Origin of the sequence: Bacillus sp. LJBV19 (assembly GCF_017797845.1) — a bacterium.
GTDB lineage: Bacteria > Bacillota > Bacilli > Bacillales > Bacillaceae > Bacillus > Bacillus velezensis.
This window is the reverse complement of the sequence record NZ_CP072563.1, coordinates 3,488,127-3,514,628: the sequence shown is the minus strand read 5'-3', so window position 1 is coordinate 3,514,628 and position 26,502 is coordinate 3,488,127. Positions and strand designations below refer to the sequence as shown.

Annotated in this window: 26 protein-coding genes and 1 pseudogene; 17 read left to right on the top strand and 10 right to left on the bottom strand. The window is 46.3% G+C overall.

Annotated features, from left to right (window positions below; all coding sequences use genetic code 11):
* Positions 1 to 38: 38 nt before the first annotated feature.
* The gene (locus J6600_RS17095; RefSeq protein ID WP_129093794.1) at positions 39 to 2,813 is read right to left on the bottom strand and encodes a DEAD/DEAH box helicase; all 2,775 of its coding nucleotides are present in this window, start codon (positions 2,811 to 2,813) and stop codon (positions 39 to 41) included.
* A complete protein-coding gene (locus tag J6600_RS17090) occupies positions 2,800 to 4,410 on the bottom strand; it encodes an SWIM zinc finger family protein (protein WP_209387671.1) in 1,611 nt (536 codons plus the stop codon). Before J6600_RS17090 ends, J6600_RS17095 begins: the two co-directional genes overlap by 14 nt.
* 203 nt (positions 4,411 to 4,613) lie before the next feature.
* Here J6600_RS17090 and J6600_RS17085 point away from each other — a divergent pair, with 203 nt between their 5' ends.
* From J6600_RS17085 to J6600_RS17035, 11 genes are all read left to right on the top strand, one after another.
* Positions 4,614 to 4,757 carry a YwzD family small protein gene (locus J6600_RS17085; RefSeq protein ID WP_003151259.1) on the top strand — a complete coding sequence of 48 codons (144 nt, stop codon included), beginning with the start codon at positions 4,614 to 4,616 and terminating at the stop codon, positions 4,755 to 4,757.
* 215 nt (positions 4,758 to 4,972) lie between these two features.
* Positions 4,973 to 5,719 carry a protein-tyrosine kinase activator TkmA gene (tkmA, locus tag J6600_RS17080; protein WP_007407552.1) on the top strand — a complete coding sequence of 249 codons (747 nt, stop codon included), beginning with the start codon at positions 4,973 to 4,975 and terminating at the stop codon, positions 5,717 to 5,719.
* A complete protein-coding gene (locus tag J6600_RS17075; RefSeq protein WP_021494829.1) occupies positions 5,706 to 6,395 on the top strand; it encodes a CpsD/CapB family tyrosine-protein kinase in 690 nt (229 codons plus the stop codon). Before tkmA ends, J6600_RS17075 begins: the two co-directional genes overlap by 14 nt.
* Positions 6,396 to 6,440: 45 nt before the next feature.
* Complete coding sequence (locus J6600_RS17070; RefSeq protein ID WP_209387670.1) at positions 6,441 to 7,205, top strand: tyrosine-protein phosphatase; 765 nt, start codon at positions 6,441 to 6,443, stop codon at positions 7,203 to 7,205.
* A 199-nt stretch (positions 7,206 to 7,404) separates the two neighbouring features.
* Positions 7,405 to 8,730, top strand: coding sequence for a UDP-glucose dehydrogenase family protein (locus J6600_RS17065; RefSeq protein WP_209387669.1), 1,326 nt, complete (start codon positions 7,405 to 7,407; stop codon positions 8,728 to 8,730).
* 63 nt (positions 8,731 to 8,793) lie between these two features.
* Positions 8,794 to 9,582 carry a YwqG family protein gene (locus J6600_RS17060; RefSeq protein WP_209387668.1) on the top strand — a complete coding sequence of 263 codons (789 nt, stop codon included), beginning with the start codon at positions 8,794 to 8,796 and terminating at the stop codon, positions 9,580 to 9,582.
* A gap of 277 nt (positions 9,583 to 9,859) precedes the next feature.
* Positions 9,860 to 10,294, top strand: coding sequence for a coiled-coil domain-containing protein (locus J6600_RS17055; protein WP_014419065.1), 435 nt, complete (start codon positions 9,860 to 9,862; stop codon positions 10,292 to 10,294).
* Positions 10,294 to 10,554 (top strand): YwqI/YxiC family protein, encoded by a 261-nt coding sequence (locus J6600_RS17050; RefSeq protein ID WP_007614257.1) that lies wholly within the window; start codon positions 10,294 to 10,296, stop codon positions 10,552 to 10,554. The genes J6600_RS17055 and J6600_RS17050 overlap by 1 nt, the downstream gene beginning before the upstream one ends.
* A 19-nt stretch (positions 10,555 to 10,573) precedes the next feature.
* Positions 10,574 to 12,475, top strand: a complete 1,902-nt coding sequence (locus J6600_RS17045) for a T7SS effector LXG polymorphic toxin (RefSeq protein WP_209387667.1) — start codon at positions 10,574 to 10,576, stop codon at positions 12,473 to 12,475.
* 4 nt (positions 12,476 to 12,479) lie between these two features.
* A complete protein-coding gene (locus tag J6600_RS17040; RefSeq protein WP_021494834.1) occupies positions 12,480 to 13,031 on the top strand; it encodes an SUKH-4 family immunity protein in 552 nt (183 codons plus the stop codon).
* Positions 13,032 to 14,233: 1,202 nt separating this feature from the next.
* The gene (locus tag J6600_RS17035) at positions 14,234 to 14,950 is read left to right on the top strand and encodes an endonuclease V (RefSeq protein ID WP_209387666.1); all 717 of its coding nucleotides are present in this window, start codon (positions 14,234 to 14,236) and stop codon (positions 14,948 to 14,950) included.
* Between the two features lie 86 nt (positions 14,951 to 15,036).
* Here J6600_RS17035 and J6600_RS17030 read toward each other — a convergent pair.
* Positions 15,037 to 15,917: pseudogene (locus J6600_RS17030) on the bottom strand (LysR family transcriptional regulator).
* A gap of 122 nt (positions 15,918 to 16,039) precedes the next feature.
* Between J6600_RS17030 and J6600_RS17025 the strand changes: the two are divergent.
* Positions 16,040 to 16,585 carry a flavodoxin family protein gene (locus J6600_RS17025; protein ID WP_072177772.1) on the top strand — a complete coding sequence of 182 codons (546 nt, stop codon included), beginning with the start codon at positions 16,040 to 16,042 and terminating at the stop codon, positions 16,583 to 16,585.
* The gene (locus J6600_RS17020; RefSeq protein ID WP_017418770.1) at positions 16,582 to 16,800 is read left to right on the top strand and encodes a hypothetical protein; all 219 of its coding nucleotides are present in this window, start codon (positions 16,582 to 16,584) and stop codon (positions 16,798 to 16,800) included. Before J6600_RS17025 ends, J6600_RS17020 begins: the two co-directional genes overlap by 4 nt.
* A 26-nt stretch (positions 16,801 to 16,826) precedes the next feature.
* Here the strand turns inward: J6600_RS17020 and chrA are convergent, their stop codons facing one another.
* Genes chrA through chrS form a run of 3 tightly spaced genes read right to left on the bottom strand, consistent with a single transcriptional unit; the run spans position 16,827 to position 18,440 of the window.
* Positions 16,827 to 17,363: a chromate resistance efflux protein ChrA gene (gene chrA, locus J6600_RS17015; protein ID WP_021494837.1), complete on the bottom strand. Its 537-nt coding sequence runs from the start codon at positions 17,361 to 17,363 to the stop codon at positions 16,827 to 16,829.
* Entirely contained in the window at positions 17,360 to 17,950 is a 591-nt protein-coding gene (gene chrB, locus J6600_RS17010; RefSeq protein ID WP_021494838.1) for a chromate efflux transporter subunit ChrB, read from the bottom strand. Before chrB ends, chrA begins: the two co-directional genes overlap by 4 nt.
* A 13-nt stretch (positions 17,951 to 17,963) precedes the next feature.
* Positions 17,964 to 18,440 carry a chromate efflux transcriptional regulator ChrS gene (chrS, locus tag J6600_RS17005; RefSeq protein WP_007407537.1) on the bottom strand — a complete coding sequence of 159 codons (477 nt, stop codon included), beginning with the start codon at positions 18,438 to 18,440 and terminating at the stop codon, positions 17,964 to 17,966.
* Between the two features lie 207 nt (positions 18,441 to 18,647).
* On the opposite strand from chrS, the gene ggt reads away from it, so the two are divergent.
* Entirely contained in the window at positions 18,648 to 20,225 is a 1,578-nt protein-coding gene (gene ggt / locus J6600_RS17000) for a gamma-glutamyltransferase (RefSeq protein WP_209387665.1), read from the top strand.
* 7 nt (positions 20,226 to 20,232) lie between these two features.
* Here ggt and J6600_RS16995 read toward each other — a convergent pair whose 3' ends face one another.
* From J6600_RS16995 to J6600_RS16985, 3 genes are all read right to left on the bottom strand, one after another.
* Positions 20,233 to 20,577, bottom strand: coding sequence for a DUF4181 domain-containing protein (locus tag J6600_RS16995; protein WP_014419052.1), 345 nt, complete (start codon positions 20,575 to 20,577; stop codon positions 20,233 to 20,235).
* A 163-nt stretch (positions 20,578 to 20,740) separates the two neighbouring features.
* On the bottom strand, positions 20,741 to 21,361 hold the full coding sequence (locus tag J6600_RS16990) for a flavin reductase family protein (protein ID WP_014419051.1): 621 nt from the start codon (positions 21,359 to 21,361) through the stop codon (positions 20,741 to 20,743).
* Positions 21,362 to 21,517: 156 nt separating this feature from the next.
* Entirely contained in the window at positions 21,518 to 22,084 is a 567-nt protein-coding gene (locus tag J6600_RS16985) for a CotG/ExsB N-terminal domain-containing protein (RefSeq protein ID WP_029972849.1), read from the bottom strand.
* 140 nt (positions 22,085 to 22,224) lie between these two features.
* Between J6600_RS16985 and J6600_RS16980 the strand changes: the two genes are divergently transcribed.
* From J6600_RS16980 to J6600_RS16970, 3 genes are all read left to right on the top strand, one after another.
* Positions 22,225 to 23,319 carry a CotH kinase family protein gene (locus J6600_RS16980; protein ID WP_014419050.1) on the top strand — a complete coding sequence of 365 codons (1,095 nt, stop codon included), beginning with the start codon at positions 22,225 to 22,227 and terminating at the stop codon, positions 23,317 to 23,319.
* A 122-nt stretch (positions 23,320 to 23,441) separates the two neighbouring features.
* Positions 23,442 to 24,335, top strand: coding sequence for a spore coat protein (locus J6600_RS16975; RefSeq protein ID WP_209387664.1), 894 nt, complete (start codon positions 23,442 to 23,444; stop codon positions 24,333 to 24,335).
* A gap of 41 nt (positions 24,336 to 24,376) precedes the next feature.
* The gene (locus J6600_RS16970; protein WP_007407530.1) at positions 24,377 to 25,051 is read left to right on the top strand and encodes a hypothetical protein; all 675 of its coding nucleotides are present in this window, start codon (positions 24,377 to 24,379) and stop codon (positions 25,049 to 25,051) included.
* A 47-nt stretch (positions 25,052 to 25,098) separates the two neighbouring features.
* Here J6600_RS16970 and J6600_RS16965 read toward each other — a convergent pair whose 3' ends face one another.
* Entirely contained in the window at positions 25,099 to 26,430 is a 1,332-nt protein-coding gene (locus J6600_RS16965) for an arsenic transporter (protein WP_021494843.1), read from the bottom strand.
* Between the last annotated feature and the right edge of the window lie 72 nt (positions 26,431 to 26,502).

The window sequence follows — 26,502 nt, the reverse complement described above, 5'->3', positions numbered from 1 at the left end:
AAAGACCGGCTCTTCTGAGAGAGCCGGCCTTTTTGCGTTTAATGTGATTGCGCCGATGCGCTGAGGGTGAATAATTCTTCAAGCTCATCGGATGACAGCTCGGTAATCCAATTTTCACTTTGGATAATCTGATCGTTCAGCGTTTGTTTCGTTTCGAGCATGGCATCAATTTTTTCTTCAATCGTTCCCGTCGTAATGAGTTTGTGAACATGGACGAACCGTTCCTGGCCGATTCGATAGGCGCGGTCGGTCGCCTGGTTTTCCACCGCCGGGTTCCACCATCTGTCATAGTGTATGACATGATTGGCAGCCGTCAGGTTCAGGCCGGTTCCGCCCGCTTTCAGTGACAAAATCAGCGTCGGGTATTCTTTCTTCTGGAACCGTTCGACGAGAGAATCGCGTTCCTGCTTGGACAGGCTTCCGTTTAAAAACTGAACCGGTTCTCCGAATGCTTTTTCCAGGAGGCGCTTCATCATGTTGCCCATCTGAATGTATTGGGTGAAAATGAGGCAGCTTTCCCCTTGTCCGCGGATCGCCGCCATTAAATCAAGCAGCTTTTCCAGTTTGACGGATCTCCCGTTTAACAGCTCTGTCTGTTCTTCCTTCAAATAGAGCGCAGGATGGTCGCATATTTGTTTCAAGCGGCCGAGCATGCTCAAAATCAGCGCTTTCCGCTGCATCCCGGTCAGAGAAGCCATATGTTCAAATGTATCTTTGACAAGCTGTTCATAAAGGGATGCCTGTTCGGCTGAGAGCGGGATAAACTCTTTTTGTTCCAGCTTGTCAGGAAGATTAAGCGCCACTTCTTCATCCCGTTTTGTCCGGCGCAGTAAAAACGGCCGGATTAACTGCTGAAGCTGGTTGATTCTTTTTTCGTCACGGTCTTTTTCAATCGGCAGCACATAGCGTTTATGAAAGCCGGTCAGACTGCCGAGATAGCCTTTGTTCATAAAATCAAAGATCGACCAAAGCTCTGTCAGGCGGTTTTCCATCGGTGTTCCGCTCAGCGCGATATGATGGACGCCTTTCAGCTTTCTGATCGCGCGGGACTGCTTCGTATGCGCGTTTTTAATATTTTGCGCTTCATCAAGGCAGATGGTGCTCCATGTCACGGAAGAAAGCTCTTCCTGATCGGCGTGCGAGAGGCCGTAAGAAGTAAGAACGACGTCCGCGTCCTGATAGGCCGGGACAAATGCTTCCCCCTTCGGCCGGCGGGGGCCGTAATGAAGCACGGCCTTCAGCTGCGGCGAGAAGGTCTGGAGCTCACGCTGCCAGTTGCCGAGCACCGATGTCGGCGCAATGATTAAGGCAGGCGCTTTTTGCCGGCCGCTTTCCTTCACATGGAGAAAATAAGCGATCATCTGAATCGTCTTTCCAAGTCCCATGTCATCTGCGAGACAGGCGCCGAAGCCGTTTTCCCGTAAAAACAGAAGCCAGTTCATGCCGTACATCTGATAAGGGCGGAGCTGGCCCTGAAATGCGGCGCTGACTTCATGTTCCGGCAGATCCCGGGCTTCCGTCAGTTTGCGGATCAGGCTTCTGAGATGCTTTGATAATTCGATCTTGATCCCGGCAAATGCCGATGAGTCAATGATGTCCGTGTCTTCGGCTCCGTTTTCCCCGTGATCCATCAGTTCGCGCGCCAGCACGTCGGACATGTGGAGGCCCTCAGATTCCGCTTTTTCCATCAGTTTTTTCATTTGTTTAATGAATTGAGGATCAATTTTCACCCATTGGCCGCGGATGTTGACGAGTCGTCTGTTGTTTGCGACAAGCTCATTGAATTCATCCTCTGTCAGCTCAATTCCGTTAGTGGCGAATCTCCAGTTGAAATCAAGCAGAGCGTTCATGCCGACGAAGGACTCGCCCCGCGGGGAGGATGACACTTTCGCCTTGAGCATCATATTGCTGTCCCGGACAATCTGCCACCATGATGGGAGAAGAATCTCCACACCCATATCGACAAGCGTCTCACTCGCTTCCGATAAGAAGATCCAAGCCTCTTCTTCAGAAATCAGCGTCGTTCCTGAATCAAACGAAAGCCAGGGAACCGTTCTGCGGAAGCGGTCCTGTTCGCGCGCGATTTTTCCGCTGTATGCCTGCCACGCTTTTTTCAGTCCCTTCAGTCCGTCAAAAAAGGTGATGGAGCCGGTTTTTTTCTCACGTAAAAACATTTCGATTTTCCAGTCGTCACCGTCGAAATCAGGCTCGTTTAATCGAAGCCCGACGGTAAACGGCGTCAGATCGTCATGCCAGCCGATTCCCTCGAGAAAATCATCTTCATCCAAAAAGGAGCCTTTAAACGTATGAACGGCCGGTGAGCGGGTTTCGATCCGCCGCCATTTTTCCAGCAGGTCATCATTGTACTGAATGTAGTCCTGGACCGCGGCTGAGAACCAGTCTGCCGTAAAGCCTTCCAGCAAAAGCTCGCGGTCTTTGAAACGCAGGACGCCATTTTGCCAAGCCTCATAGTCCGGAAGAAAATCGCCGTCGGCAATAAATTCGTATATCGTCGAAGCCGCTTCGATTAATGGTTCCGTTTCCTTTGTCAGCTGCACGGTGCTGAATGAATTGAACGAGTTTTTTCCGAGCAGCTCGACGGTCATCCACGGGCTGAGCAGAACGGCCGGAGTGCCTATGAAGCTGACGTCTTCAAGAAACGTTCCGTAAAAGGTGGACTCATGCCATTGGAACAAATGAGTCTTCATCTGACTGAGAGTAAGCGGCTGCTCCTTCTCATCATGGCTTGACAGCGTAAATGTCCAATCTTCCATTTGTTCTACATGAATGAAAATTTCCTTAAGACTCGCCATCAATCAACTTTCCTTTCTGCAATTCTTCTTGAAGGGCGCGCAGCCTCTTGTAACTTGCGCTCAGCCGGCTGATATACCGCTCCCATACCTGCTGTTTTTTTGCCTTTTTATAAAGCGTCCGCAGTTTTTTCAGATGGCGCGCAGCCTCTTTATAGGCGCTGCGGTTTTTTTGGTCGATAAAAAAGGCCGCCGCCCGGTGATAGGAGGGAATGAGCGCTTCCGGATCACTGGCGGCAATTTCCTTCAGGATGTCCTTTTCGATTTCCCAGACGGAAAAACCGACGAGGCTGTGAATCTCCACCCACTCCGCGTACCGCCGTTTTTCGTACAGGTACTGGCTGTATTCGGTAAAGGTATAGGGAAGGCAGCCGGAAGCAAACCGTTCAAACAGCTGATCATCCCGTGAGTGCCGCGCATAATCCGCCAATAGCGCAAACAGCTCTCCGATGATGTCGCGCATTTCTTTAAACGGCTTATCAAGCTTCGTATAGTTCACGGCAAGCGGTTCGAGCCGGCCATACCATGTTTTCAGCCGTTTCCAGTCTTTTTTCGCGGTGAGTTCACCGAGCCATTGAAAAGTATACGGCAGCGCTTCAGGAGGGAAGCGGGACATATCTTGGAAGACCGCTTCATCATCTTTTTGCAAAAAGGCCAGATGAAGCCGTCCGAACCGCACTTCCGGCGAAAAACGGCGCCCGCTTTCCTGTGCGAGAATCTCCTGTTCACGCGCAACCCATTTCGGCCGGTTCAAAAGGGCGCTCCACATCTCACCGAATACCCGGAGGCGTTCGTATTGAAAAAGCTCTTCTTTCACAAGCAGTCTGCGGAGCACCGGGGGCGTCCGGTCTAAAAAAGGATCGAGTGAAAAAGACAAGGCGTACGTTTTCAGTCTGTCAATGGAGGAATAAATCGTATCCATCAGCTGTTCCACGTATGGATTGATGCTGTAATAATCTTTTTCGGCATCCAATCTGCCTGACTCAATCAAAGTGAACATGTGAAGCCAGACGGCAAGCGCCGAATGAATCTGATATAAGCTTTTAAGCTCGGGTTTTTTCGGGGCGTGTTTTTTGAGCGCTGACAGATAGCCGTAATAAAGGCCCTGCATCGTCTGGCTTCCGGCCGGCGTCCGCGCCTCCCACAGCGAGAATTCCGAATCAAAAAAAGCGAGCCAGCTTGACAGCGACTCTTCATTCGGCAGCACTTTTTCCCGAAACTGCCGGCGGACAAGCTCCCTGCTTTCCTCAAGCTTTTCTCTTTCCAGCCAATGTTCGGTAAAGGTACCGACCCGCTCGAATTGGGCATATACGTAAAGAAAAACGGCCAGCACGTGGCGGCAGATCGCCTCAGACGGGCATGCGCAGCCGCTTTTCACCATGAAAAATAAGTTCAGCGTGACCCTTACAGGCACAACATCCTGCACATATGCGGAAATCTCTGTCGGGGTTTGAACCTGTATACGATAGACGGAATCCTGCCGATATAAAATGAGTGCTTTCTTCATCAGCTGAACATTGTCTTCATTGTAAGGAAGAAGTTCTTTAAGCTGTTCAGCCGCTGCGAGCACATCTTCTTTAGCAATCATATCCTGAAGCATGATTATCGCTCCTAACGAGTCACAAAATAAAAAGATTCCAATTCCTCTATTATATCGCAACACATGGCCCGGAAAAAGTTTTTCCTAAAAAAGGACATAAAAACCCGAATGTGTCGAATGATGTATTAGAGATTGCAAAACAGCACCCGACAGCATATAATAATCTTGTTTTCAATTTAATGGAAGCCGAAAGGAAACGAATGATGAAGAAAACGAAGTTAGATCAAGAGGAGTTTCTGAAGATTTTAATGCATGCGCACGACATCGGTGAGCAGTCCTCTGAGATGACCACAAAAGAAATGCTTGAGAATTTGATTTCTTATATTAAAAATGGATATGCAACATAAAATCCCGCAGGCTCTTGGCCGCGGGATTTTTTAATCTTCCTGTAACACCAGTATTTAAAGCGCTTACAAAAATAAAACAGATTGAAGTGATTGTCTATTTTTGTCGAATTTTGTCATTTGAAAAGGTTAGAAATGACAGTTTAAAGCTGTATAATCGTAATTGGAAAAGATCATTGGAGGGAATGGGAATACGCGGAAAGTGATATGGAGGTTATATGGGAGAATCTACAAGCATAAAGGAAATATTCGCAATACTGAGAAAGCGTCTGCTGTTTATACTTATTATTACCGCGGCGGCATCTGCCGCAGGCGGACTCATCAGTTTCTTCGCTCTTACGCCGGTCTATGAAAACTCAACTCAAATTTTGGTCAGCCAATCCAAAAACAATCAAAAAGAAGTCCAATTCAATGACGTTCAAACCAACCTCCAATTAATCAACACGTATAATGTCATCATCAAAAGCCCGGTCATTCTCGACGAAGTGATTAAACAGCTGCATCTGTCCATGACTTCGAAAGAGCTGGAATCGAAAATCACAGTATCCAGCGAGCAGGATTCACAAGTCGTGACGATTGCCGTGCGGGATACGGATGCTAAGCGGGCGGCCGTTATGGCAAATGCGGTTGCAGCCGTTTTTCAGGACAAGATCACCGCCATCATGAACGTGGATAATGTCAGCATCCTTTCAAAGGCCGAAGCGGCGGACAGCCAGTCACCGGCAGAGCCTAACCGTAAGCTGAACATCGCGATTGCGTTTGCCGCCGGACTTTTGGGCGGAATCGGTCTCGCCTTTTTGCTGGAACATCTGGATAATACGATCAAATCGGAAGAACAGCTGGAATCGCTGCTCGGCATCCCGATCCTGGGAACGGTTACTTCAATCAGTACAAAAGACAGCGTTGCCAAAAACTTGAGGATGGCGGAAACCAAACAAGCGGGGGGCGGACATGTTGACGCGTAAAAAAGACAAACTCGGAAAACGAAGTGTGATTGCGATGTCTGAGCCGAAATCCATCAACTCAGAACAATATCGTACGATCCGCACAAACATTGAATTTTCTTCCGTTGATACGGAGGTGAAGTCCCTTTTGATTACATCCGCCGGCCCGGAAGAAGGAAAATCGACAACCGCGGCCAACCTTGCCGTCGTATTTGCACAGCAGGGGAAAAAAGTGCTTTTAATTGATGCGGATCTGCGCAAACCGACGGTTCATTTCACCTTCAAATTGGACAACGGAACCGGATTAACGTCACTGCTGTTAAAACAGATGCCGTTTCAGAAAGCCGTCCTGCCGGCTGATGAAGCAAACCTGGATATTTTAACGAGCGGGCCGATCCCGCCCAATCCGGCGGAGCTTTTATCGACGGGCGCCATGAAAGATCTTCTGTCAGAAGCCGGCGCAGTTTATGATAAGGTGATTTTGGATACGCCTCCCGTTTTGGCCGTAGCCGATACGAAAATATTAGGCAGCTACACTGACGGGGCCATTATGGTGATCTCAAGCGGGAAAACGGACAAGGAAAAAGCGGCCAAGGCGAAAGAAGCGCTCGATTACTGCCCGTGCAAGCTCCTTGGGGCCGTGATGAACGGGAAGAAACAAACGAAACACTCGGACTACGCCTATTACGGACAATAATGTCATAATGGGCGCGGTCCATTCTTTTTAAGGAGGGATTGAAATATGATAGATATCCATTGTCACATCCTTCCTTCCATAGACGACGGCGCGGCGGATGATACAGAAAGCCTGAAGATGGCGAGAGAAGCAGTCAGACAGGGGATTGATACGATCATCGCGACGCCGCATCATGTGAAATACCGCTATGACACGTACCGGTATACGGTCAACGAAGCGGTCAGCTTGTTAAACAAACGTTTGAATAAGGAAGGCATTCCGCTGACTGTTCTGCCCGGCCAGGAAATCAGAACAGACGGAGATCTGCTGGCAGGTCTTCAAAGCGGCTCGCTTGTCCCGCTCCATGATACAAAGTATGTGCTGGCGGAATTTCCGGCGGATCATGTCCCGGCCTACGCTGAAAGGCTGTTTTATGAACTGCAGCTGAACGGATATGTCCCCGTCATCGCCCATCCGGAGCGGAACAGGGAAATTCGCGAAAACCCTTCCGTCCTTTACAATCTTGTGAAGAAAGGGGCGGCCGCCCAAGTGACGGCCGGCTGCATTGCCGGAGTATTCGGGCGGAAAGCGAAATCCTTTTCGCTGCAGCTGATTGAAGCGAATTTGATCCACTTTCTCGCATCTGACGCCCATAATCTCGGACCGAGAAATTTTTATTATCAGGAGGCGCTCGGCGTTCTGAAAAAAGAAGCAGGGGCTGAGCTGATTTACATGCTCACGGAAAATGCGGCGCTTCTTGCTGAAAACAAAGCCGTTTATAAGGAACCTCCGCTGCCTGTGGCCCGCCGTAAGCGCTGGGGTCTTTTTTAATCGTCGTCTCCATCCCGTTTAAATGAAGCGTAAGCGGCTGTTTTGCAAGATGATTCTTTTATGCTTATGCTATTATCAGCGGCCGGCGCCGTTTTTTCCTATCATGACCTCAGGCTTCCGGCATTCCGCCGGCGCCGGGATCATATGATAATAACGGTAAGCTGCCCAGCAGCAATTTCTAAACGGTTGGGGGAACACGATGAAAATAACAGTGATCGGAACAGGCTACGTCGGTCTTGTGACAGGAGTGTCTCTTTCAGAAATCGGCCATGACGTAACATGCATAGATATTGACGAACGTAAGGTTGAGCAGATGAGAAAGGGATTGTCCCCTATCTTTGAACCGGGCCTTGAAGATATGATGAAACGAAATATCGGCCGGCATCGGCTGGCATTTGAAACGAGCTACGAAAAAGGGCTTGCGGAAGCGGACGTTATTTTTATAGCGGTCGGAACGCCGCAAAAAGAAGACGGGCACGCAAACCTTACTTATATTGAAAATGTCGCCGAACGGATTGCCGAACATATTTCTAAAGATGCGATCGTCGTGACAAAAAGCACGGTTCCCGTGGGAACGAATGACAGGATCAGCGAAGTTATTCATTCACGGCTGAAAGCGGACGTGAACATTTCAATCGCCTCGAATCCGGAATTTCTCCGTGAAGGTTCGGCGATTCACGATACCTTTCACGGCGACCGCATCGTGATCGGGGCTGAAGACCGGCAGACGCGGGAAACGCTTGACCGGGTTTTCGCGCCGCTTGCGATTCCGGTATATCATACGGACATCAGAAGCGCTGAGATGATCAAATATGCGTCAAACGCATTTTTAGCGGCAAAAATCAGTTTTATTAATGAAATTTCTCATATATGTGAAAAAGTCGGTGCGGATGTGGAATCAGTCGCACACGGAATGGGATTGGATAAACGGATCGGCAATCAATTCTTAAGAGCCGGCATCGGTTACGGCGGTTCCTGTTTTCCGAAGGATACAAACGCCCTCGTGCAGATCGCGGGACATGTGGAGCATGATTTTGAATTGCTGAAGTCCGTCATTAAAGTCAACAATAACCAGCAGTCCATGCTGGTTGATAAAGTGCTGAACAGGCTCGGCGGTGTGACGGGGAAAACCATCGCGTTATTAGGGCTGTCTTTTAAGCCGAATACAGATGATATGCGGGATGCGCCGTCCATTGTCATTGCGGATCGTCTGGCGGCTCTTGACGCCCGGATAACAGCGTACGATCCGATCGCTTCATTCCGGGCTTCCGGGCTGCTTCCGGCTGAAGTTTCCTATCGGGAGTCCATAGAAGAAGCCGTCAGGGGAGCGGATGCCGTCCTGATTCTGACAGATTGGGAACAAATTAAACACTTCCCGCTTGAAGCGTACAAAGAGCTGATGGGAACCCCGGTTATTTTCGACGGGAGAAACTGCCACTCGCTTGAGGAAGCGGAACAGGCGGGCGTGGAATATATCTCAATCGGAAGAAGAGCCGTCGTGCCTCAGACTGATTCTGTCACTTGAAAGGCCGGCGGACTGCGCCGGCCTTTTATCATACAATCATTAGAGACGAAGGGGATATTTATCGTGGAAAAAACATGGAAATTGCCGAAGCAAATGGAATCATCCCGCGGTCTGCTGGAAACGTCAGCACGGCCCTTTATCAAACTGCACGTCAAAAAAGCTGAAACGGGTCGGTATGACAGTAAAATGGCCGGAGACCCCTATTTTCCGAAACATGAACCATATCCTGAAGATGAAAGCGGCAGGCCGATGAAGCTTCTCGCTCAAATCAATTTTGCGGATATGCCCGGACTTCCTGATTTTCCGGACACCGGCATTCTTCAGTTTTACATATCGGTCAGTGATGACGTATACGGTTTGAATTTTGACGACGGGTGCGCGCAAACGGGTTTCTGCGTCAAATATTTTGAACAAGTGACAGCAGAAGAAGCAGAGCTCATGGATGATTTTTCTTTCGTTCAGGTTGAAGAGGAGTACGATTTTCCGATTCAATCCGAAGCGCTGATCACCCCTGAGCTGTCTGCTGAATGGGTGCTCCCGTCTGATTTTCAATTCGGGCGGTATGCCGGGATGGATGCCTTTGACTATTTCGAGCAGTTTGACGATGAGGTGTATGACGAATATACGGCGAACGCATTCGGCCATAAAATCGGCGGCTATGCGTCCTTCACCCAGGAAGATCCGCGGTCTTACTCCCATCAAAACCATACGATTCTGCTTTTGCAAATTGATTCAGATGATGACATTGATTCGATGTGGGGAGATGTGGGAATCGCCAATTTCTTTATCAGACCGGAAGATTTGAAGAAAAAAGATTTCTCAAACGTTTTGTACAACTGGGACTGCAGTTAACGACAGTATGATGATCATGATACAAGGCAAAGGAGACGGTTCATCACTGTCTCCTTTTTTAGGGAATTTATCATGGATACATAGAGGAGATCAATGAATGGATATGCCGTTTATGTGAGTCTTTTGGCGTTAATGATGAGCATCTCGGCTGCTGAAAATAAGTCATTTAACCTATTTAAGCTGCTTTCTGTCTATTTTAAAATATAATATATGGAAATATAGTATGGAAAAGTCTGTGCTTTTTGTACGACTTTTTGCGTAAGACGAGGTGAAAAAGATGAGCCATTCAAGCACATTAAGCCATATTAACAGCACAATCAGCCATAAACTGGGCGAGGTTGAACACCAAATTGATAAATTAAAAGAAGCGAAAAGAGAGATAGAATCTCTGCAGGAAGAGGGCGTATCTGAAATCAGAGACATCCTCAAGCCGCACTTGGACCATCATTGGACCGGCACTTTTGCTGAAGAATTTGATGACCGGCGCGATCAGGCCCATACAGAAGCATACAGAATCGTTACAGACAAATACGACGGTTATATTTACCGAATCGGCTTAAAGATGACACAGCTTGAAATTGAAAAAGGAGGGCTCCTTGCCGCCAGAAGCATCGCGAGAGAGGCAGAGCACCTGCTGACGCTGGGAGAAGAAGCCCTTGACACGGTCGGAGAAAAAATACAATCAATCAAAAGAAGCTGGAGTTGGTTTTAATGGCAGAAATAAAACTCAAATACGGAGCCGTCATGAAGCAGCTTGAATCCGTCAGCAGCGCTTTGGAGGCCGTTTCGATCGGGAACGCCGGTTCAAACGGAAAAAACAAGCTCGACTATACCTCCAAGTACCAATCCCGCGAGGCAAAGCTTGTATCAATGATCAGCGAATACAAGCAGGCCGTTCATAAGAATATCGCGGACGTTAAAGACAACGTAGATTCTTTGAAAGAACAGGACGAGGCGATCGCCGTAAAATAACGAAAGAAAGGACTTGCCGATGAGCAAAGTGTTTGAATCACAATCGTTAACGGACGAAGCAGATAAGAGAAGGAAACAATACGAAGCCCTTGAAGAGCAGCTGCGTGCGCTCAAACAAGCCTTTCAAGGCGTGGCCGATCTGGGTGATGCTTTGAAAGGGAAAGGCGCAGACAATATAAAAGATTTTTTTCAGGGACAAGCGGAAATCGCCGACAGCTGGCTGACGCTTGTCTCTGCTCAAATTGCGTTTTTAAATGGCATTTCAGGTGACATTAAAGATCAAGAACTCAGCGATACATATGCGGAGACTTCATTTTTGGAGCATGAGCTGCCCAACGCGGATTTGAAAGCTTCAGAGATTGTCTCCGCTCATAAAGCAGAAATCGATTCAATTTTGTCAGGCATCAGCGATATTATTCATCTCGACACATATACGCTGGATGATTACGCTGATAAAATGGGCGATGCCCAGAAAACCAGACGCGACACGATCACGGCAGTCGATACGCTTGATGAATCCCTGACCGCTGAATATCAAAACTTAGAATCTCTGGACAACGCAGTGCTCAGCAAATATTCCGTTCTCATGCAGGCCACCAGCAACGGGAAAAGCGCATCCCCTATGTACTATGACAAAAAAGCTTTCCACAGCAATGAAATCTACAAAAGCGTTATGGCGACAGAAAAACAGGGAACGGACTATATTGACGCAAAAGCCCAGCAGGCCGAAGCAAGACGGCTTCAGGAAAAGGCTGAAGAAGAAGCCAATAAACCATGGTACGAAAAAACATGGGACGGCATCTGCAACTTTACCGGCGAAGTCACCGGCTATTATGATTATAAAAGAGCAGCCGAAGGCGTTGATCCGGTTACCGGAGAAAAACTCTCCACCGCAGAACGCGTCACAGCAGGAGCGATGGCCGCCGCCGGATTCATACCGGTCGTCGGCTGGGCGGGCCGCGCTTTCAAAGGCGGAAAAGCCATTTACAAAACCGGAAAAACCGTCATTGCCGCAGAACACGCTTTAGATGCCTATAAAACCGGAAAATCCTTAGACATTCTCAAAATGACAGAAATGGGCGCATACGGCCTTGTTGCCTCAAACGGATTCTCAGAAGCCGTCACAGGCCGGGATATGTTCGGAAACAAAGTGTCTGAGGAGAAGCGGAAGCAAGGGGCGCTGGAAGCTGCGCTGAGTTTGGTTGGAGCGGGTGCATTGGCGAAGCATGTAAACAAAGGCATACCGCTTGCAACCCATTCAAAAGTTCAAAAAGCTAACAAGACACTAGAAAAAGTTAAACAATTCAAAGTCCCGACAAACGTCCGCGTGTATGCAGAACGCCCAGTAACAGCGAACGGCTTTACGTACGGATTCCCAACAGTCCGTGTTGATGTGGAAAAGACGGCTGTTAAGGATCTTGGGATTGCGAAGATGGCGGGCAAATGGAATAATGACGGAAAATACGATCGAATTAGAGGATATAAAGGCAGAGAACTTTCAAACTACGATAATAAGTATTTAATTGATCCTAGGCTTGTAGTAGAGATGAATTTCAAGGGTAAGGGAAAATCTGGGACAAATGCTGCTGGCTGGGAGAGAAATGCGAAAAAGTTTTTTAATACGCTGCTAAAAAGTAATCCTGAGTTTTGGAGTGCTGAAAATACTGCTAAGATTAAAAGAGGAAGAGTCCCAGTTGTTGATGAGCAATTTATAAAACATTTTCCACAGTATGCAGATTACTTAAAAGACCCAATGAGACATCATCATATTGGAGAAGGAGGCCAGGCCGCAGCTTTACCTAAAAGCCTTCATCCTGGATATGGTGGTATTCATAATGTTGAGAAAGAATGGGGAATTACTGGGGTAGACGATCAAATTGCGAATAGACTAGAAACATTCAGAAAAGAATCAGGAAGGTGACACGATGTTATTACCCGAAGAATTTAATCGAAGTTGGGATGTTAATAAAAATGGTCCGATATTAAAGTTTCCATATGATGACTTAGCAGAGACTCCTTTTTCGGAGGAATTTAAAAAATTTATTTCTTTAGGAGGTTTACCTGAAACCCCTCCGCCATATTTGGATTTCACTTCTTTTCAAACATCATTTAAACCAGTTAGAAGTATCTTTGATGTGTCGGAAGCGTTTCGAAAATATTGGCTGTTAGGTTCTACTGGTTCCGGAGATCCAATTTGTATTATAGAAAATAACGAGAGAATTGTTTATTTAGATAATGGTAATGACTATAAAGAAGTATTTATTAACTCTTCAATAAATCAATTTGCAGAAAGTATACTGCTTTTCTCAGAAATGATTGACAAAGCTATTCAGATTAATGGAGAAGATGCTTTTATCGACAATGATATTCCTGAATATGTAATTGAATGGTTGAAAGAAGAACTGAAAAGAGTAGACTCAAATTGTATAAATGAAGGGAACTTCTGGGGTATTGAAATAGAAAGTTTATATGAATAATGAATTTTCATTTTGATGCATTGAGACCTGATCAGAGAAAGATGTCCTATTAAAGGATATTATTTCACCTAACAAGTCAAAGTACATAATTGCTTTATTCTGGATCCGGCGTATGAGTTTACTGATAGTCCTTTAGCTTATGCAATTTATGTAATGGATAATAATTGGAACGTCATTTGAAATAAAAATTTCCTGAGCATAAATTTGTTGTAAAAAGTAGGTATTATACTGTACCTGCTTTTTAATTTTTTCTTTTTATGAACACTGGAGAGAAGCCTTAATTAAATATATTACTTGGAGTTACTAATTGATTAAAAAACGATAGAAGTCCTACCTGGATTGGTTTCTTTTACGCCTTTCAGGTTTTTTATCGGTATAAAACTAAAGAGGGGAGGATAAAAAACAAAAAGCCTTCTTTTTAGCAAAGGGCGGGGGCTACAGAGGAATTATGGGAAAGGTGGTTAAATAAATGAGTAGTTTCGGTGAATATAGCGATTTAGTGGAAGAGGTAATTGACTTTATTAAGCATGGAGAATTATTTAAAAATAATAATCGGAATTTGTCTGATATATTACACTTACAGAAGATTTTGAAATCGCTCAACAATTAGCATCGGTCTCAAGATACTGATGAAGTTGAAGTAATTTGGCAAGATGTAAAATCAAATGAAACCGGACAGTTGCTGGGTATAATTTCAAATAATGATCACTTAAAAACAATAGATGAAGAATTATCGAATATTTTCAATTCTGATGATAACTATTCTGAAGATTTCATTCCTATGGATTTTTGAGATATTGCTGAAGAAGTAGAGTCAGATCTGTATAAATGTGCAATCAATCATCTGGTAAACGGTAATAAAGACAATCTTTTTGAGAAAATGTTTCAAGTATATAAATCCGGCGGATGGCCTTGTGGATGGAAAGGTATCTATCCTGAAGGTCAATTAGTCGCTTTTATAACCCCGAAAGCTATGAATGATTAGTATATTTATTTGGGTTGTACCCATAAGGAGATTGAACCTTATTAAAATTAAAGATTAGGAAATGAATAGTTACTAACAGAGGTTCTCATGGTAAGAAAACATAATAAATTAGATGTCCCAAAAGATAAAAGATATAATTTGTTGAAGGAGTCTTCGTTAGATCGAAACGCAGGACGATTGAGCACGAAGACTATTTTTAGAGAGGAAAACAAGTGAAATGAAAATACATCAAATTCACGATTTTGATCTAAAAGATGAATCGGATTTTGTTCGAACACAACAATCCCTTATACATAAAATCAACCTATCCCCCGTCATCCATCCAGACTCCGTCAACACATGCGCAGGCGTCGACCTCGCTTATTGGGAGCAGGACGGGGAACCGTACGGCGTATGCAGTATCATCGTGATTGACGCTGATACAAAAGAAGTGATTGAAAAAGTGCACAGCATGGGGAAAATCGGCGTGCCGTATGTTTCCGGTTTTCTTGCGTTTCGCGAGCTGCCTTTGATCATCGAGGCGGCGAAAAAGCTGGAGGCGGAGCCGGATGTGTTTTTGTTTGATGGCAACGGGTATCTGCATTACAATCATATGGGCGTTGCCACCCATGCGGCTTTTTTTCTGGGTAAGCCTACAATTGGGATTGCGAAAACCTATCTCAAAATTAAAGGCTGCGATTTCGAGATGCCCGAAAATGAAGTCGGCGCCTACACCGATATTCTCATTGATGGCGAGGTATATGGACGGGCGCTGCGAACGCGGCGGGACGTGAAGCCTATCTTTTTGTCTTGCGGACATAACATTGATTTAGAAAGCAGCTATCAGATCACAATGAAAATGATCAATCGAGAAAGCAGGCTGCCGATCCCTGTCCGTCTGGCTGACCTTGAAACGCATGTTTTGCGAACGTTTTATCGGAAAAATCACGTGTAACACTTGGGGCTCTAAGCCACCAAGTGTTTTTTTGTATGCCTGGTGTCTGCTTTATTAAAAACTTTGTCGTCCTTGCAGATAGGTTTTTATTTGAATGTTTTTCGCGTCAAATCGATAAAAGCCTTTAATGGCGCAGACATCCACTTGTCCTTATGCCATGCTAATTGAGTAAAAACAGGGCATTCATTCTGCCAGCTGAGTTCTTTCATCCGTCCTTCGGCAATATCGTCTTTTACTGTCATTTCAGGCAATAGTCCAATTCCAAGTCCGGCCATCACGCATTGTTTGATGGCTTCTATGCTGACGAATTCTAATTTGTTAGGGTAGACTCCGGCGTCATGTAAAGTGTTCTCAAAGAGCGTGCGGTATGAACAGCCGTCCTCTGTCAGCAGAAGGGTTTCGTTTTGAAGATCTTTCAATGTTGCTGGTGAGTCTGCTGGAAAAGGATGATCATTGGCGGCTACCATTTTGATTTCATCCTGAATCAAAGATTCAACGTGCAGTGCGTCTTCCGTCCGGTTCACATCCAAAATGAAAGTGATATCAAGCTGGCCCTGTAAGAGCTGTTCTTTCGCTTGTTCGTTGGACACATACGGTTTGAATATGAGCTTTACTTGAGGAAAAGCCTGTTTGAATTCTTTTATGATAGGCGGAAGGCGGTATGTGCACTGGCTTTCCGTCGCGCCGATTTTCAACGTTCCGGTTGTTTCTCTTACTTATTTGCGGCCATTTTTGCTTCTTCTGTTAACGCAATGATCTTCTCCGCATAGGATTTGAACGTTTTGCCGGCTTCTGTCAGGATGAGCCGCTTGCCGAGCCGTTCAAATAAAGGAGTCCCGATTTCTTCTTCAAGTGATTTGATCTGAGAGGTAACGCTTGATTGTGCATAGTTAAGCATCTTGGCGGTTAGGGTGAAGTTTACATGTTCTGCTGCGGTAATAAAGGTGATCAGCTGCTTCAATTCCATATGTTCTCGCCCTTTCTAAATCGGTTTTACCGATTGGAATAATCGAAATAATCATCTGTATTGATTGATGAATCCATTATATGATGAAGAAAATCATTCGTAAACAAAGGAGCAGATGCATCATGAAAATTGCGGTTATTCATGGCGGAACGAGGTCTGGCGGAAATACGGATATTCTTGCGGAGAAGGCTGTTCAAGGATTCGATGCGGAGCACATTCATTTGCGGAAATATCGGCTCCAGCCAATTGAAGATCTGCGTCACGCCCAAGGCGGCTTTCGTCCTGTTCAAGATGACTGCGATTCTATCATTGAGCGGATATTGCCGTGCGATATTCTTGTATTCGCCACCCCAATTTATTGGTTTGGCATGTCAGGGACATTAAAGCTGTTTATTGATCGCTGGTCACAGACGCTGAGAGATCCGAGATTTCCTGATTTTAAACAGCAAATGTCAGCGAAGCAGGTATATGTAACAGCAGTGGGAGGAGACAATCCTAAACTAAAAGGGCTGCCGCTGATTCAGCAATTTGAACATATTTTTCATTTTATGGGGATGTCCTTTAAAGGCTATGTGCTGGGAGAAGGCAATCGTCCCGGTGATATTCTTCATGATCATCAGGCGCTGAGCGCGGCGAGCAGCTTATTGAAAAGAAGTGATGCTCTATGAAGCTGCTGCTGGTTATCTCTGGTATGTTGATTCTCGCACTCTTTTTAGCTTGGAAAGCGCCGACTTCTGTTTGGATACAGGCTGAAACCAATTCGCCTCAGGTTCAGCAATTTGTGAGAATGGCAGGCGCAACGCTGCAAGTCAAGCAAATCATCAAGAGTGATGCAGGCGAAGAAACAGTTGTCATATCAAATGGTATTTCTGGGCCAAAATAAAAAAGCACCTGTCCAGGTGCTTTTCTTTATAAATGAGGAACCACAAGACCTCCATACAAAAACGCCGCGATAATCAGGAAGGCCGGATGCATCTTGAATTTTGTCAAGGCAAGGAGGGAAATCCCCGCAATCACTATCGCTTGAACCCAGCCGATCGCTTTGATGCCGTCTGCGCCGATTTGCCAGGTAAGAATGAGCATCATGACGGCGATGACAGGCTGGACGGACAGCGTCATACCTTTGATGACGGGGGATTGGCGGAAGCGCTGAATGATGCGCAAGAGGACGATCAATGCGAGCGCCGACGGTACGACAGTGGCGATCAGCGCAATCAGGAACCCGGGCCACCCGCCTGCGCTGTAACCGACATACGCCGCGATTTTGGTTGCGATCGGGCCCGGCAATGCGTTCGCAAGTGCGAGCATATTTGAAAATTGATCGTTTGAGAGCCAGCTGTATCTGTTGACGACTTCTTCAAACATCAGCGGGATCGACGCCGGTCCGCCTCCATATCCGAGTACGTTTGCGACAAAAAACGCCATAAATATATAAATCATGATCATGAGGCCGACATTCCTTTATCTTTTGAACGTTTATTTGTGATTTTGTCCTTTAATTTAAAATGAAACGCGCCGTACGCCAAGAAAATGATAATGACAAAGCCGGGATTGATCTGTAACGTTTGCAGGCCGATAAAAGCGATGATAAAAAACAGGATGCCCGTGACCCAGCCGAATCCTTTAAGCGCTTTTTGGCCAAACTCGTACGCCATGATGCCGAGCATGACGGCGATCACCGGTGTTACGGCGCCAATCATGCCGGCAACAACCGCTGAGTGGCTTAAGACATTGACAGCCGCAAACAAGCCTGCCATCGCAAGACATGTAGGCAGAATATGTGCGAGGGTTGCCGCGATTGCGCCTAACGTGCCTTTCAGCTTAAAGCCCAGATACGCAGCCATTTTTGTGGCAATCGGTCCGGGAAGCGCATTAGCGATCGCTAATATTTCTCCGAATTCATCATCATCTATCCATTTGTATTTATTGACGGCTTCATGGCGGATGAGCGGGATCACCGACGGGCCGCCTCCGAATCCGAGAATGCCCGTTCGGACCATCGCCGCCGTAATGTCCCAATAGGGATGTTTCATGGCTATGTCCTCCTTACAGCTTCATGCCCGTTCTGCTTTTATACCGTTTAATCAGCATTTGGCAGTCGACGCTGACGACGCCTTTTTGCGTATAGAGCCGTTTTGTCAAAAACTCTTCCATCTCCTGATCATTTGCGAAAATGCCGTGCATATGCAGCTTGCTCGGTCCGGTCATGTGATAAAGGCTTGTCACGGCCGGCTCCTTTTCAAGCTTTAATGCGGTTTCCTCCAAATACTGCGGCTCCACCTCCACATTAAAAAACACGGACACATGACGGCCGATTTTCGCCGGGTTGATGACAGCGGTGAATTTTTCAATCACACCGGCATCCAGTAAATGCTGAATGCGGTGCTGAACCGCCACTCGCGACAGGTTAACCCGCTTTCCTACGTCTGTATAGGAAATCCTCCCTTCCTCGTGCAAAATCGAAAGAATCTGTTTATCCGTTTCATCAAGGACAAGATTCGGAATGCTGTATTCATGTTCCAACCTGCTTCACCTTCCTTCATTTGGTAGACATTATTGTATCATGAAACATTACGGTATGAAGGGGAAAATTTTTTATTGTTTTCGATGCGTAATAACTTAGAATTATTTCTTATCGAAAAGTAAATAGTGTGTGAGATTTTCTTTCAGGAATGTGGATGGCCGCGAAGCCGCTTTTTATACTTGAGAAAATTTGTAAAGGGGCTTGCCATGAATACTTCAACCATCGGAACGAAACAAATGGTCGTCAGTCCGCATTATCTCGCTTCTCAGGCGGGGGCCGGCATTCTGGAAAAGGGCGGAAACGCGTTTGACGCGGCAGTGGCGGTCAGCGCCTGTCTGGCAGTCGTGTATCCGCATATGACGGGTCTTGGCGGGGATTCATTTTGGCTCACTTACCATAAAGAAACGGGACGAATCAAAGCTTATAACGGGAGCGGCCGTTCAGGGAAGCGTGTGACGAGAGACTTGTATCGGGGCAGAAAAGCGATCCCTCTGCGCGGGACAGAAAGCGCCATTACCGTTCCGGGAATGGCGGACAGCTGGGATGCCGTGCTTTCGGCGTACGGCCGTCTTTCGCTCGCTGAGGTGCTGAAGCCAGCTCTTGATTATGCGGCAAACGGATTTCCGGTGTCCGCCGACCAGTGCGCCCACACAGAACGCAATCTCGCTCTTTTAGCCTCGATGCCTTACACCTCGGCCATTTTTACGAGAAACAAAAAAGCGCCCATGCCCGGTGAACGGTTTGTCCAGAAGGATCTGGCGGCCAGCTTGGAGCAGCTTGCCGAGAAAGGCAGAAGCGCTTTTTATGAAGGAGACCTCGCTCAACGCATCACATCCTTTCTGCAAAACAACGGCGGCCGTCTGACACTTGATGACTTTAAAGCCCACCGCGGTGAGTGGACGAACCCGGTATCCTCCGATTACCGCGGGTGCAAAATCTATCAGGCTCCGCCGAATTCACAGGGCTTTACAGGCTTAATGACGCTCAATATATTGGAAAACTATGATTTTTCTCAGATCGAACATGGTTCCTTTGACTATTATCATCTGCTGATCGAGGCGCTGAAGAAGAGTTTTCAGCACCGGAATGAAGTGCTGACTGATCCGGCATTTTCTCATATTCCGCTGGATCGGCTGCTTGATAAACGGTATGCAAAGCAGCTTGCGGAAGAAATCGGTAACGTGGCTGCGCCGGCGGTAAGCCGGCCGGTCGGAAGCGACACTGCTTATGCCGCCGTCGCCGATGCGGAAGGAAATGCCGTTTCCTTTATTCAGAGCCTCTATTTTGAGTTCGGATCTGCCGTTACAGCGGGGGAGACGGGCATTCTGCTGCAAAACCGCGGGTCATTTTTTTCGCTGGACGAATCCCATGTCAATACACTTGAACCCGGCAAGCGGACGTTCCACACCCTCATGCCGGCGATGGCCTGTAAAGAAGGAAGGCCGCACATCCTGTACGGAACCCAGGGAGGAGAAGGCCAGCCGCAAACTCAGACAGCGATGATTACGCGCATCATTGATTACAAAATGGACCCCCAGCAGGCGATCAATGAGCCGCGCTGGGTCTGGGGACGGACATGGGGAGAGGAGTATGAAGGGCTGAGGGTTGAAAGCAGAATCAGCCCTGAAACGAGAGAAGCCCTAAGGCAGAGCGGCCACCGCGTCGAGACCGTTGGTGATTTTGACGGGCTTATGGGCCATGCGGCAGCGATCGTCATTGATGAAGAAGGCTTTCTCCAAGGCGGGGCCGACCCGCGCGGCGACGGAGCGGCCGCAGGAGTATAGAGCTGCGCTAACTGATGAAAAAAATAAGCACGCCAAGCGCGGCAGAAAGACCTGCGTAAAACGAATCGTACACATATTGCTTTTCCTCCCGCCGGTGCCGCCATTCCATTAAGCCGCTGCAGCAAAATAGCATGAAAACAACTCCCGCAAATACGTACATTTCATTGAAAAAATTCACCGCTGCGATGCCCGTAATAAGCAGTGTGATTTCGATTAATCGATGTGTGCCGTTTATCGGCTTCTGCTTTTTAACAGGCTTTGGCAAATTGAGAACTTTGACGGCAAATACTTGAAACATAAGGCTGAGCAAAATAAATACGGCTGAAAAAATCAGTAACTGAGTGAAATCCATCGTCTGCCTCCTAAAAATGTGCCACTCGTTTCATACGGGTGAGGACCTTGTAAGTTTCGGCATTCTACAAGACATTAGGCTGAGTTACATGGTAAAAGACTCAAAAAGACCCCTTTCGAAAGGGGTCTTTTTGACTAGTTTCTTCTATTATAATGGTTCTGCTTCAGGTCGGGCGGACAAGCGTATATGTCTTCCCGAGTCTGGCGTATTCATTCCCCGCGAGCCTTGCCGCAGGCTTCAGCTCATCTGTCCGTATGTAGCCTTTATCGGCGTCATATACTTGGTCATTCAAATGAAAACAAACGACTCTGCCGATGATGAGGTCTGTCGTCGTTTCTCCGCTGTCATTTTGGAACGGAAGATGGCGTTCGAGTATACATTCAAACCTGACTTTTGCTTCTTTTATACCGGGAACGCTGATGCAAGCGCTGTCTGTCACAGAAAGGTCTGTCATGCCAAGCTCACTGACATCAGGATCAAGCCTTGCCGCCGTTTTGTTAATGTCTTCAATAATGGACTCATCACTGACGTGCACCACGAATTCCCGATGAGCGATTGCGTTTCTCGCGGTGTCTTTCTGCCGACCGTCCGCGCGGCTGACTGAGATGGCCAGAAGCGGCGGTTCTGCGGAGACAACGTTATAGAAACTGAAGGGCGCCGCGTTTACGGCGCCGTTGATGGATGACCGCGTAGTGACAAATGCGATCGGCCGGGGAACGACTGTGCCCGAAAGCAATTTGTAAGTGTCTTTTGCGTTCAGTTCGTCTGCTCGTAAGATATGCATGATTTCGGCCGCCTTTCTTTATCGTATGACCTGATTATACAGAAAGAAAATTCGGAAACACAACAAAAGAAAACCGGCTGCATATCTTATCACGTGGCATATATCTGATTGAGGAAAAAGGCTTCCGTTTAGCCGGCAGCCTATTTACGAATGGTGTTACTTGTAGTTTTTCTTTACAACCCAGATGTTCCCGTCTTTCCAGTACTCTGTTTTGCTGCAGTAATCGTCTTTTTTGCAAGGGTCTTTTTTATGAGGACGATAAGGTTTTTTCTGCGTGCGTTTTTTCTTGCGGCGGCATGATTTTTTGTGGCTGCGAGATTTTTTGTGAGACCGGCATGATTTTTTACGGCTGCGGGATTTTTTGTGAGAGCGGGATTTTTTATGGCTGCGAGATTTTTTGTGAGAACGGCATGATTTTTTACGGCTGCGAGATTTTTTGTGAGAACGGGACTTTTTATGGCTGCGAGATTTTTTGTGAGAACGGGATTTTTTATGGCTGCGAGATCTTTTGTGAGAGCGGCACGATTTTTTATGACTGCGAGATTTTTTGTGAGAACGGGACTTTTTATGACTGCGAGATTTTTTGTGAGAACGAGATTTTTTATGGCTGCGAGATTTTCTCTTCTTACTGCTTTTTGGTTCTTGGTACAAATAATCTTCCAATCCCTCGGTGCTTGCGGACTTTACTGCTTCTTCGATATCAGAATGGGAATAGTGGCCCATTTTGAAACCTCCTCATGATATATGTTTTAAGGATGCGATCCTTACTACCACATAGTACGCATGGATGAAAAAAGTGTATGTGTGATTCGCTGAGTTTTATATAAAAAGCACAGCCTAAATTAATACAGGGAGGGTTACTGATGAAAGACCAATCAACATTGCCTCTATACCAGCTGTTTATTCACCCGAAAGACTTAATGGAGCTGAAAAAAGACATTTGGGATGATGATCCGGTGCCCGCGGTGCTGAGAGTGAATCAAAAACGGCTTGACATTGATCTGGCGTACCGCGGCTCGCATATAAGAGATTTCAAGAAAAAGTCGTATCATATCGCTTTTTATTCGCCGAAAACATTTCGCAGGGCGAAAGAGATACATTTAAACGCTGAATACAAAGATCCGTCGATGATGCGGAATAAGCTGTCTCTTGATTTCTTCGCGGAGCTTGGGACGCTGTCACCAAAGGCGAATTTCGTAACCTTGCAAATCAATGGCAGACATGAGGGGGTGTATCTTGAGCTGGAGTCAGTGGATGAATATTTTCTGGCGAAACGGAATTTGGCGGACGGCGCTGTTTTTTACGCGGTTGATGACGACGCCAATTTCTCCCTCGTCAGTGATCTGGAGCGGGATACGAAAACATCGCTCGAACTTGGTTATGAAAAGAAAACGGGAACGAAAGAAGACGATTTATACTTGCAGGATATGATCTATAAAATTAATACCGTGCCGAAGTCAGAGTTCAAGGGGGAGATCGTCAAACACTTGGACGCCGATAAGTATTTGCGGTGGCTTGCGGGCATCGTGTTTACCTCAAACTACGATGGATTTGTTCATAATTACGCTTTGTACCGGAATCATGAAACGGGACTTTTTGAAGTCATTCCGTGGGATTACGATGCGACATGGGGAAGAGACATTCACGGTGATCGGATGGAGGCCGATTATGTCAGAATACAAGGGTTTAATACCTTGACTGCAAGGCTTCTGGATGAACCGTATTTCCGCAAAGCGTACAAACGGCTTTTGGAAGAGACGCTTCAGACCCGGTTTACCATTGAATATATGAAGCCGAAGGTCATGTCACTGTATGAGCAGATCAGGCCGCATGTCGCGAAGGACCCATATAAGAAAGAGGAGATTGATTGCTTTGACCGGGAGCCTGAAGTGATTTGCGAGTACATTAAGGAGCGGTCCGCCTTCATCAGCAGTGAGTTAGAGCGGTGGAATATCTGATTTGGAAATGAAGAAAGATTTTTTACAAATAGGCTGGTGAATCAGTTCCCGAAAATAATCGTGATACGTATATATGCATTATGCTTTTTACATTATGAGAAAAATGACTAGGAGGACAATAGATGAAACGCAATACGAAGCGGCAGCGGTCTGATGACAACTTTTTGCATGCGATGGAAGGAAAAGTAATTACTGTCTACCGGGGAGGCCCGGAGTCCAAGACAGGGAGATTAGCAGACATTCAATCGGATTATATCGCTCTTCAGGTTGATAATAAAATCGTTTATTATCAATGGAAACACGTGAAAAGTGTGACGGAAAATACGAGTGAAACCGTATCGCCGGCCGAAGCGGCAGAATGTGAAAAAGCTGATGATTTTCAAGACCTGATCAGCCGGATGACCAATCGCACGGTGCAATTGAATCAGGGAGGTCCGGAATCGAAAAGAGGAAAGCTTCACGAAACAGGGGATGATTTTCTCGTGCTGGAAACGGAAGATGACGGAATTGTATATTTTAACGCCGACCATGTCAAAAGCATCAGCGCGGAACAAGAAGAGGACGGCCAAGAGGAGGAGCGCCCGGAATTTGAAATGGCTGATGATTTTCACGGCATATTTAAACGCCTGATCCACAAATGGGTATCCATCAACCGCGGAGGTCCTGAAGCCGTTGAAGGTATACTTGTGGATAATTCCGACGGCCACTACACTCTTGTGAAAGATAAAGAAGTGCTGCGGATCTATCCTTTTCATATCAAGAGCATCAGCGAAGGGGCAAAAGGAGCAGCTAAAAAAGAGGAGAATAAAGACGACGAGAATAAAGGTGAGAAAGAGAGCACCGAAGAAGAAAAGCAGCATGAAGAAGAATCACGCGAAGAGAAGCGTACTTCCTCTAAAAAGTCGAAAAGATCATCAAGATCCGTTCGATCCTCAAAACGGGAAAAAGAGGTCTCTTATAGCTACGCCACTGTATTAAGGACAATAGATTACCGGTGGAAACGCGGCCGTAAATGATTGGAAAGATTGTCCGTAAACGCGGGAGAGGGGGGAATGAAATGGCTGGATTAAGCAGATTTCTGGATAAACAAGTCGATATTGAGATATCGGGGAATACGACATTTTCAGGAACTCTTTTGGATATCGGTCAGGATATCATTGTGATTCATGACGGCCGGACGTTTCTTTATATTCCGCTGCTGCATCTTCAGCGGATGACATTGACGCTCCCGGACGAAGAGAATAAAGAACCGTACGCAAGAAAAAAAAGTCCGCATCCCGAAAAACAGGAACATTCATTTTCTTACCGGAATACCCTCCAGCATATAAAAGGCAGATTCACAGAAATATTTGTTACGGGAGACCGTTCTATTCATGGGTATGTGACAAGTGTTTTAAATGATTATTTTGTTTTCTTCTCTCCGGTTTATAAGACTCTTTTCATCTCGATGCATCATTTGAAATGGCTGACACCCTATTCCGATGAGCAGACGCCGTATACATTAAACAGTTCAGAGCTGCCGGTTGTTCCCGCTAATGTGCCCCTTGTCCGGAATTTTGAGGAGCAATTAAAAAGATATATCGGGAAGCTGATTATTCTGGATTTAGGAGATATACCGAATAAAGTGGGGCTGTTGCAGGATGTCTCAGATAATATTCTTGAATTGACCAATGCAGACGGCGATACTGTTTTTTGGAAATTGAATCATTTAAAGACCATGCACCTGCCATAAATGATAAAACTGCCTCTCTTATACAGCAGGCAGTTTTTTTATGGGAGCTAAAGGTAAATCCAACTGATCCAAACATATAAAACGGTAATGGTAAACACGACGGTGAGAGGGACAACGATAATGGTCGTTTTGATATATTCTGACCAAGAAACTTTTTCGCCGTGCTGTCTGATGATATGCATCCAGATCAGCGTGGCTAATGTCCCGATCGGCAGAAGCAATGATCCGATATCACTGCCGATAATATTAGCCAGATAAATGATTTTTACGGTTAATGGGTCGATGGACATTTCAGTTAATGTCAAAGTGCTGATCATTAAGGCGGGATGGTTATTGAACAAATTAGAGAGGACGGATGTAGCAATGCCCATAATAGATGCAGCGTGGGCAATGCTTTGTGAGACATAAGGTTCAATAGACTGAACAAGCAGCGCCGTCAGTCCGATATTATGCAGTCCGTAGATGATAATGTACATCGTGAAGGCAAAAATAAAGATATGCCAAGGCGCTTTCCTTAATAAGTCTGCCGGTCCGATTTTTAAATAAAACCATCTCCAGCCAAGCAGGATGACTGAACTGATGACAGCCACGAGCGAAACGGATATGCCGTTGTAAGAAGCTGCAAACAGACTGATCCGGACGAACAATACAAATGCCAAAACACAAAACATGATGTTCGTACGGCTGTTTTGGGTCGGGTCTGGCGGAGGCTGAAGCGGGTGATATCGTTTGTGTTCCAGCGAATCAAAATGAACCGGAATATCGGGGAGCTGTTTCGGCAAACGGCGGTAAAAAACGGCAAACAGCAGCAATGCCATAAACACCAGTCCCAGCGTGCCGGGGATAAACATCATATTGGTGTACAAATAAAGGTCCATGCCTATCATTTTGAGAGAAATTAAATTGACGATATTACTGACGCCGATCGGGGTGCTTGCCGCCGTCGCAATTAATACGCCGCTTATTAAATACGGTGTTTTCTGATGTCTTTTAAGTCCGAGATATTGTAAGACCAATAGTAAAATAGGAGTGGTGATTAAGACGCTGCCGTCATTATTCAGAAAGAGCGTCATTGAAAAACAGAGCAGGTTGGTCAGCCAAAAAAGCCGGATGCCCGATCCCTTGGCGCGGTGAAGCAGTTTGGCCGCCGCCCAGTTAAAAAAACCGAAGCTTTCCAGCGCGATCGCCATAATCATTGTGGAGATAATGGTGATTGATGCTCCGGTGACTTTTGACCCTATATCCCCCAAATCATGAAAGGAAACGGTTCCGCATAACAAAACGAGAATGGCGCCCAGCGACGCCGGAACGGCTTCATTTAATCCCCCGGGTCTCCAAAATATAAAAATAATGGTCACAAAGAAAGAAATCAGGGTCAAAATGACGGTAATATGTGTAATGTGTTCTGCCTCCTTTTAGATGGGTCATTGCCGCCCCGTTATTTTTATCCC

Excerpts from the sequence above, each read along its gene's own strand:
- J6600_RS17065 (WP_209387669.1), top strand. The coding sequence starts at position 7,405 with ATGAAAATAACAGTGATCGGAACAGGCTACGTCGGTCTTGTGACAGGA.
- J6600_RS16970 (WP_007407530.1), top strand. The coding sequence starts at position 24,377 with ATGGCTGGATTAAGCAGATTTCTGGATAAACAAGTCGATATTGAGATA.
- J6600_RS16995 (WP_014419052.1), bottom strand. The coding sequence starts at position 20,577 with ATGGATTTCACTCAGTTACTGATTTTTTCAGCCGTATTTATTTTGCTC.
- J6600_RS16990 (WP_014419051.1), bottom strand. The coding sequence starts at position 21,361 with ATGCATATCTTACGAGCAGACGAACTGAACGCAAAAGACACTTACAAA.
- J6600_RS17020 (WP_017418770.1), top strand. The coding sequence starts at position 16,582 with ATGAAGCTGCTGCTGGTTATCTCTGGTATGTTGATTCTCGCACTCTTT.
- J6600_RS17085 (WP_003151259.1), top strand. The coding sequence starts at position 4,614 with ATGAAGAAAACGAAGTTAGATCAAGAGGAGTTTCTGAAGATTTTAATG.
- J6600_RS16985 (WP_029972849.1), bottom strand. The coding sequence starts at position 22,084 with ATGGGCCACTATTCCCATTCTGATATCGAAGAAGCAGTAAAGTCCGCA.
- ggt (WP_209387665.1), top strand. The coding sequence starts at position 18,648 with ATGAATACTTCAACCATCGGAACGAAACAAATGGTCGTCAGTCCGCAT.
- chrA (WP_021494837.1), bottom strand. The coding sequence starts at position 17,363 with ATGATCATGATTTATATATTTATGGCGTTTTTTGTCGCAAACGTACTC.
- J6600_RS17045 (WP_209387667.1), top strand. The coding sequence starts at position 10,574 with ATGAGCAAAGTGTTTGAATCACAATCGTTAACGGACGAAGCAGATAAG.
- tkmA (WP_007407552.1), top strand. The coding sequence starts at position 4,973 with ATGGGAGAATCTACAAGCATAAAGGAAATATTCGCAATACTGAGAAAG.
- J6600_RS17055 (WP_014419065.1), top strand. The coding sequence starts at position 9,860 with ATGAGCCATTCAAGCACATTAAGCCATATTAACAGCACAATCAGCCAT.
- J6600_RS17025 (WP_072177772.1), top strand. The coding sequence starts at position 16,040 with ATGAAAATTGCGGTTATTCATGGCGGAACGAGGTCTGGCGGAAATACG.
- J6600_RS17050 (WP_007614257.1), top strand. The coding sequence starts at position 10,294 with ATGGCAGAAATAAAACTCAAATACGGAGCCGTCATGAAGCAGCTTGAA.
- J6600_RS16975 (WP_209387664.1), top strand. The coding sequence starts at position 23,442 with ATGAAACGCAATACGAAGCGGCAGCGGTCTGATGACAACTTTTTGCAT.
- J6600_RS16980 (WP_014419050.1), top strand. The coding sequence starts at position 22,225 with ATGAAAGACCAATCAACATTGCCTCTATACCAGCTGTTTATTCACCCG.
- J6600_RS17075 (WP_021494829.1), top strand. The coding sequence starts at position 5,706 with ATGTTGACGCGTAAAAAAGACAAACTCGGAAAACGAAGTGTGATTGCG.
- J6600_RS17035 (WP_209387666.1), top strand. The coding sequence starts at position 14,234 with ATGAAAATACATCAAATTCACGATTTTGATCTAAAAGATGAATCGGAT.
- J6600_RS17040 (WP_021494834.1), top strand. The coding sequence starts at position 12,480 with ATGTTATTACCCGAAGAATTTAATCGAAGTTGGGATGTTAATAAAAAT.
- J6600_RS17090 (WP_209387671.1), bottom strand. The coding sequence starts at position 4,410 with ATGCTTCAGGATATGATTGCTAAAGAAGATGTGCTCGCAGCGGCTGAA.
- J6600_RS17095 (WP_129093794.1), bottom strand. The coding sequence starts at position 2,813 with ATGGCGAGTCTTAAGGAAATTTTCATTCATGTAGAACAAATGGAAGAT.
- chrB (WP_021494838.1), bottom strand. The coding sequence starts at position 17,950 with ATGAAACATCCCTATTGGGACATTACGGCGGCGATGGTCCGAACGGGC.
- J6600_RS17070 (WP_209387670.1), top strand. The coding sequence starts at position 6,441 with ATGATAGATATCCATTGTCACATCCTTCCTTCCATAGACGACGGCGCG.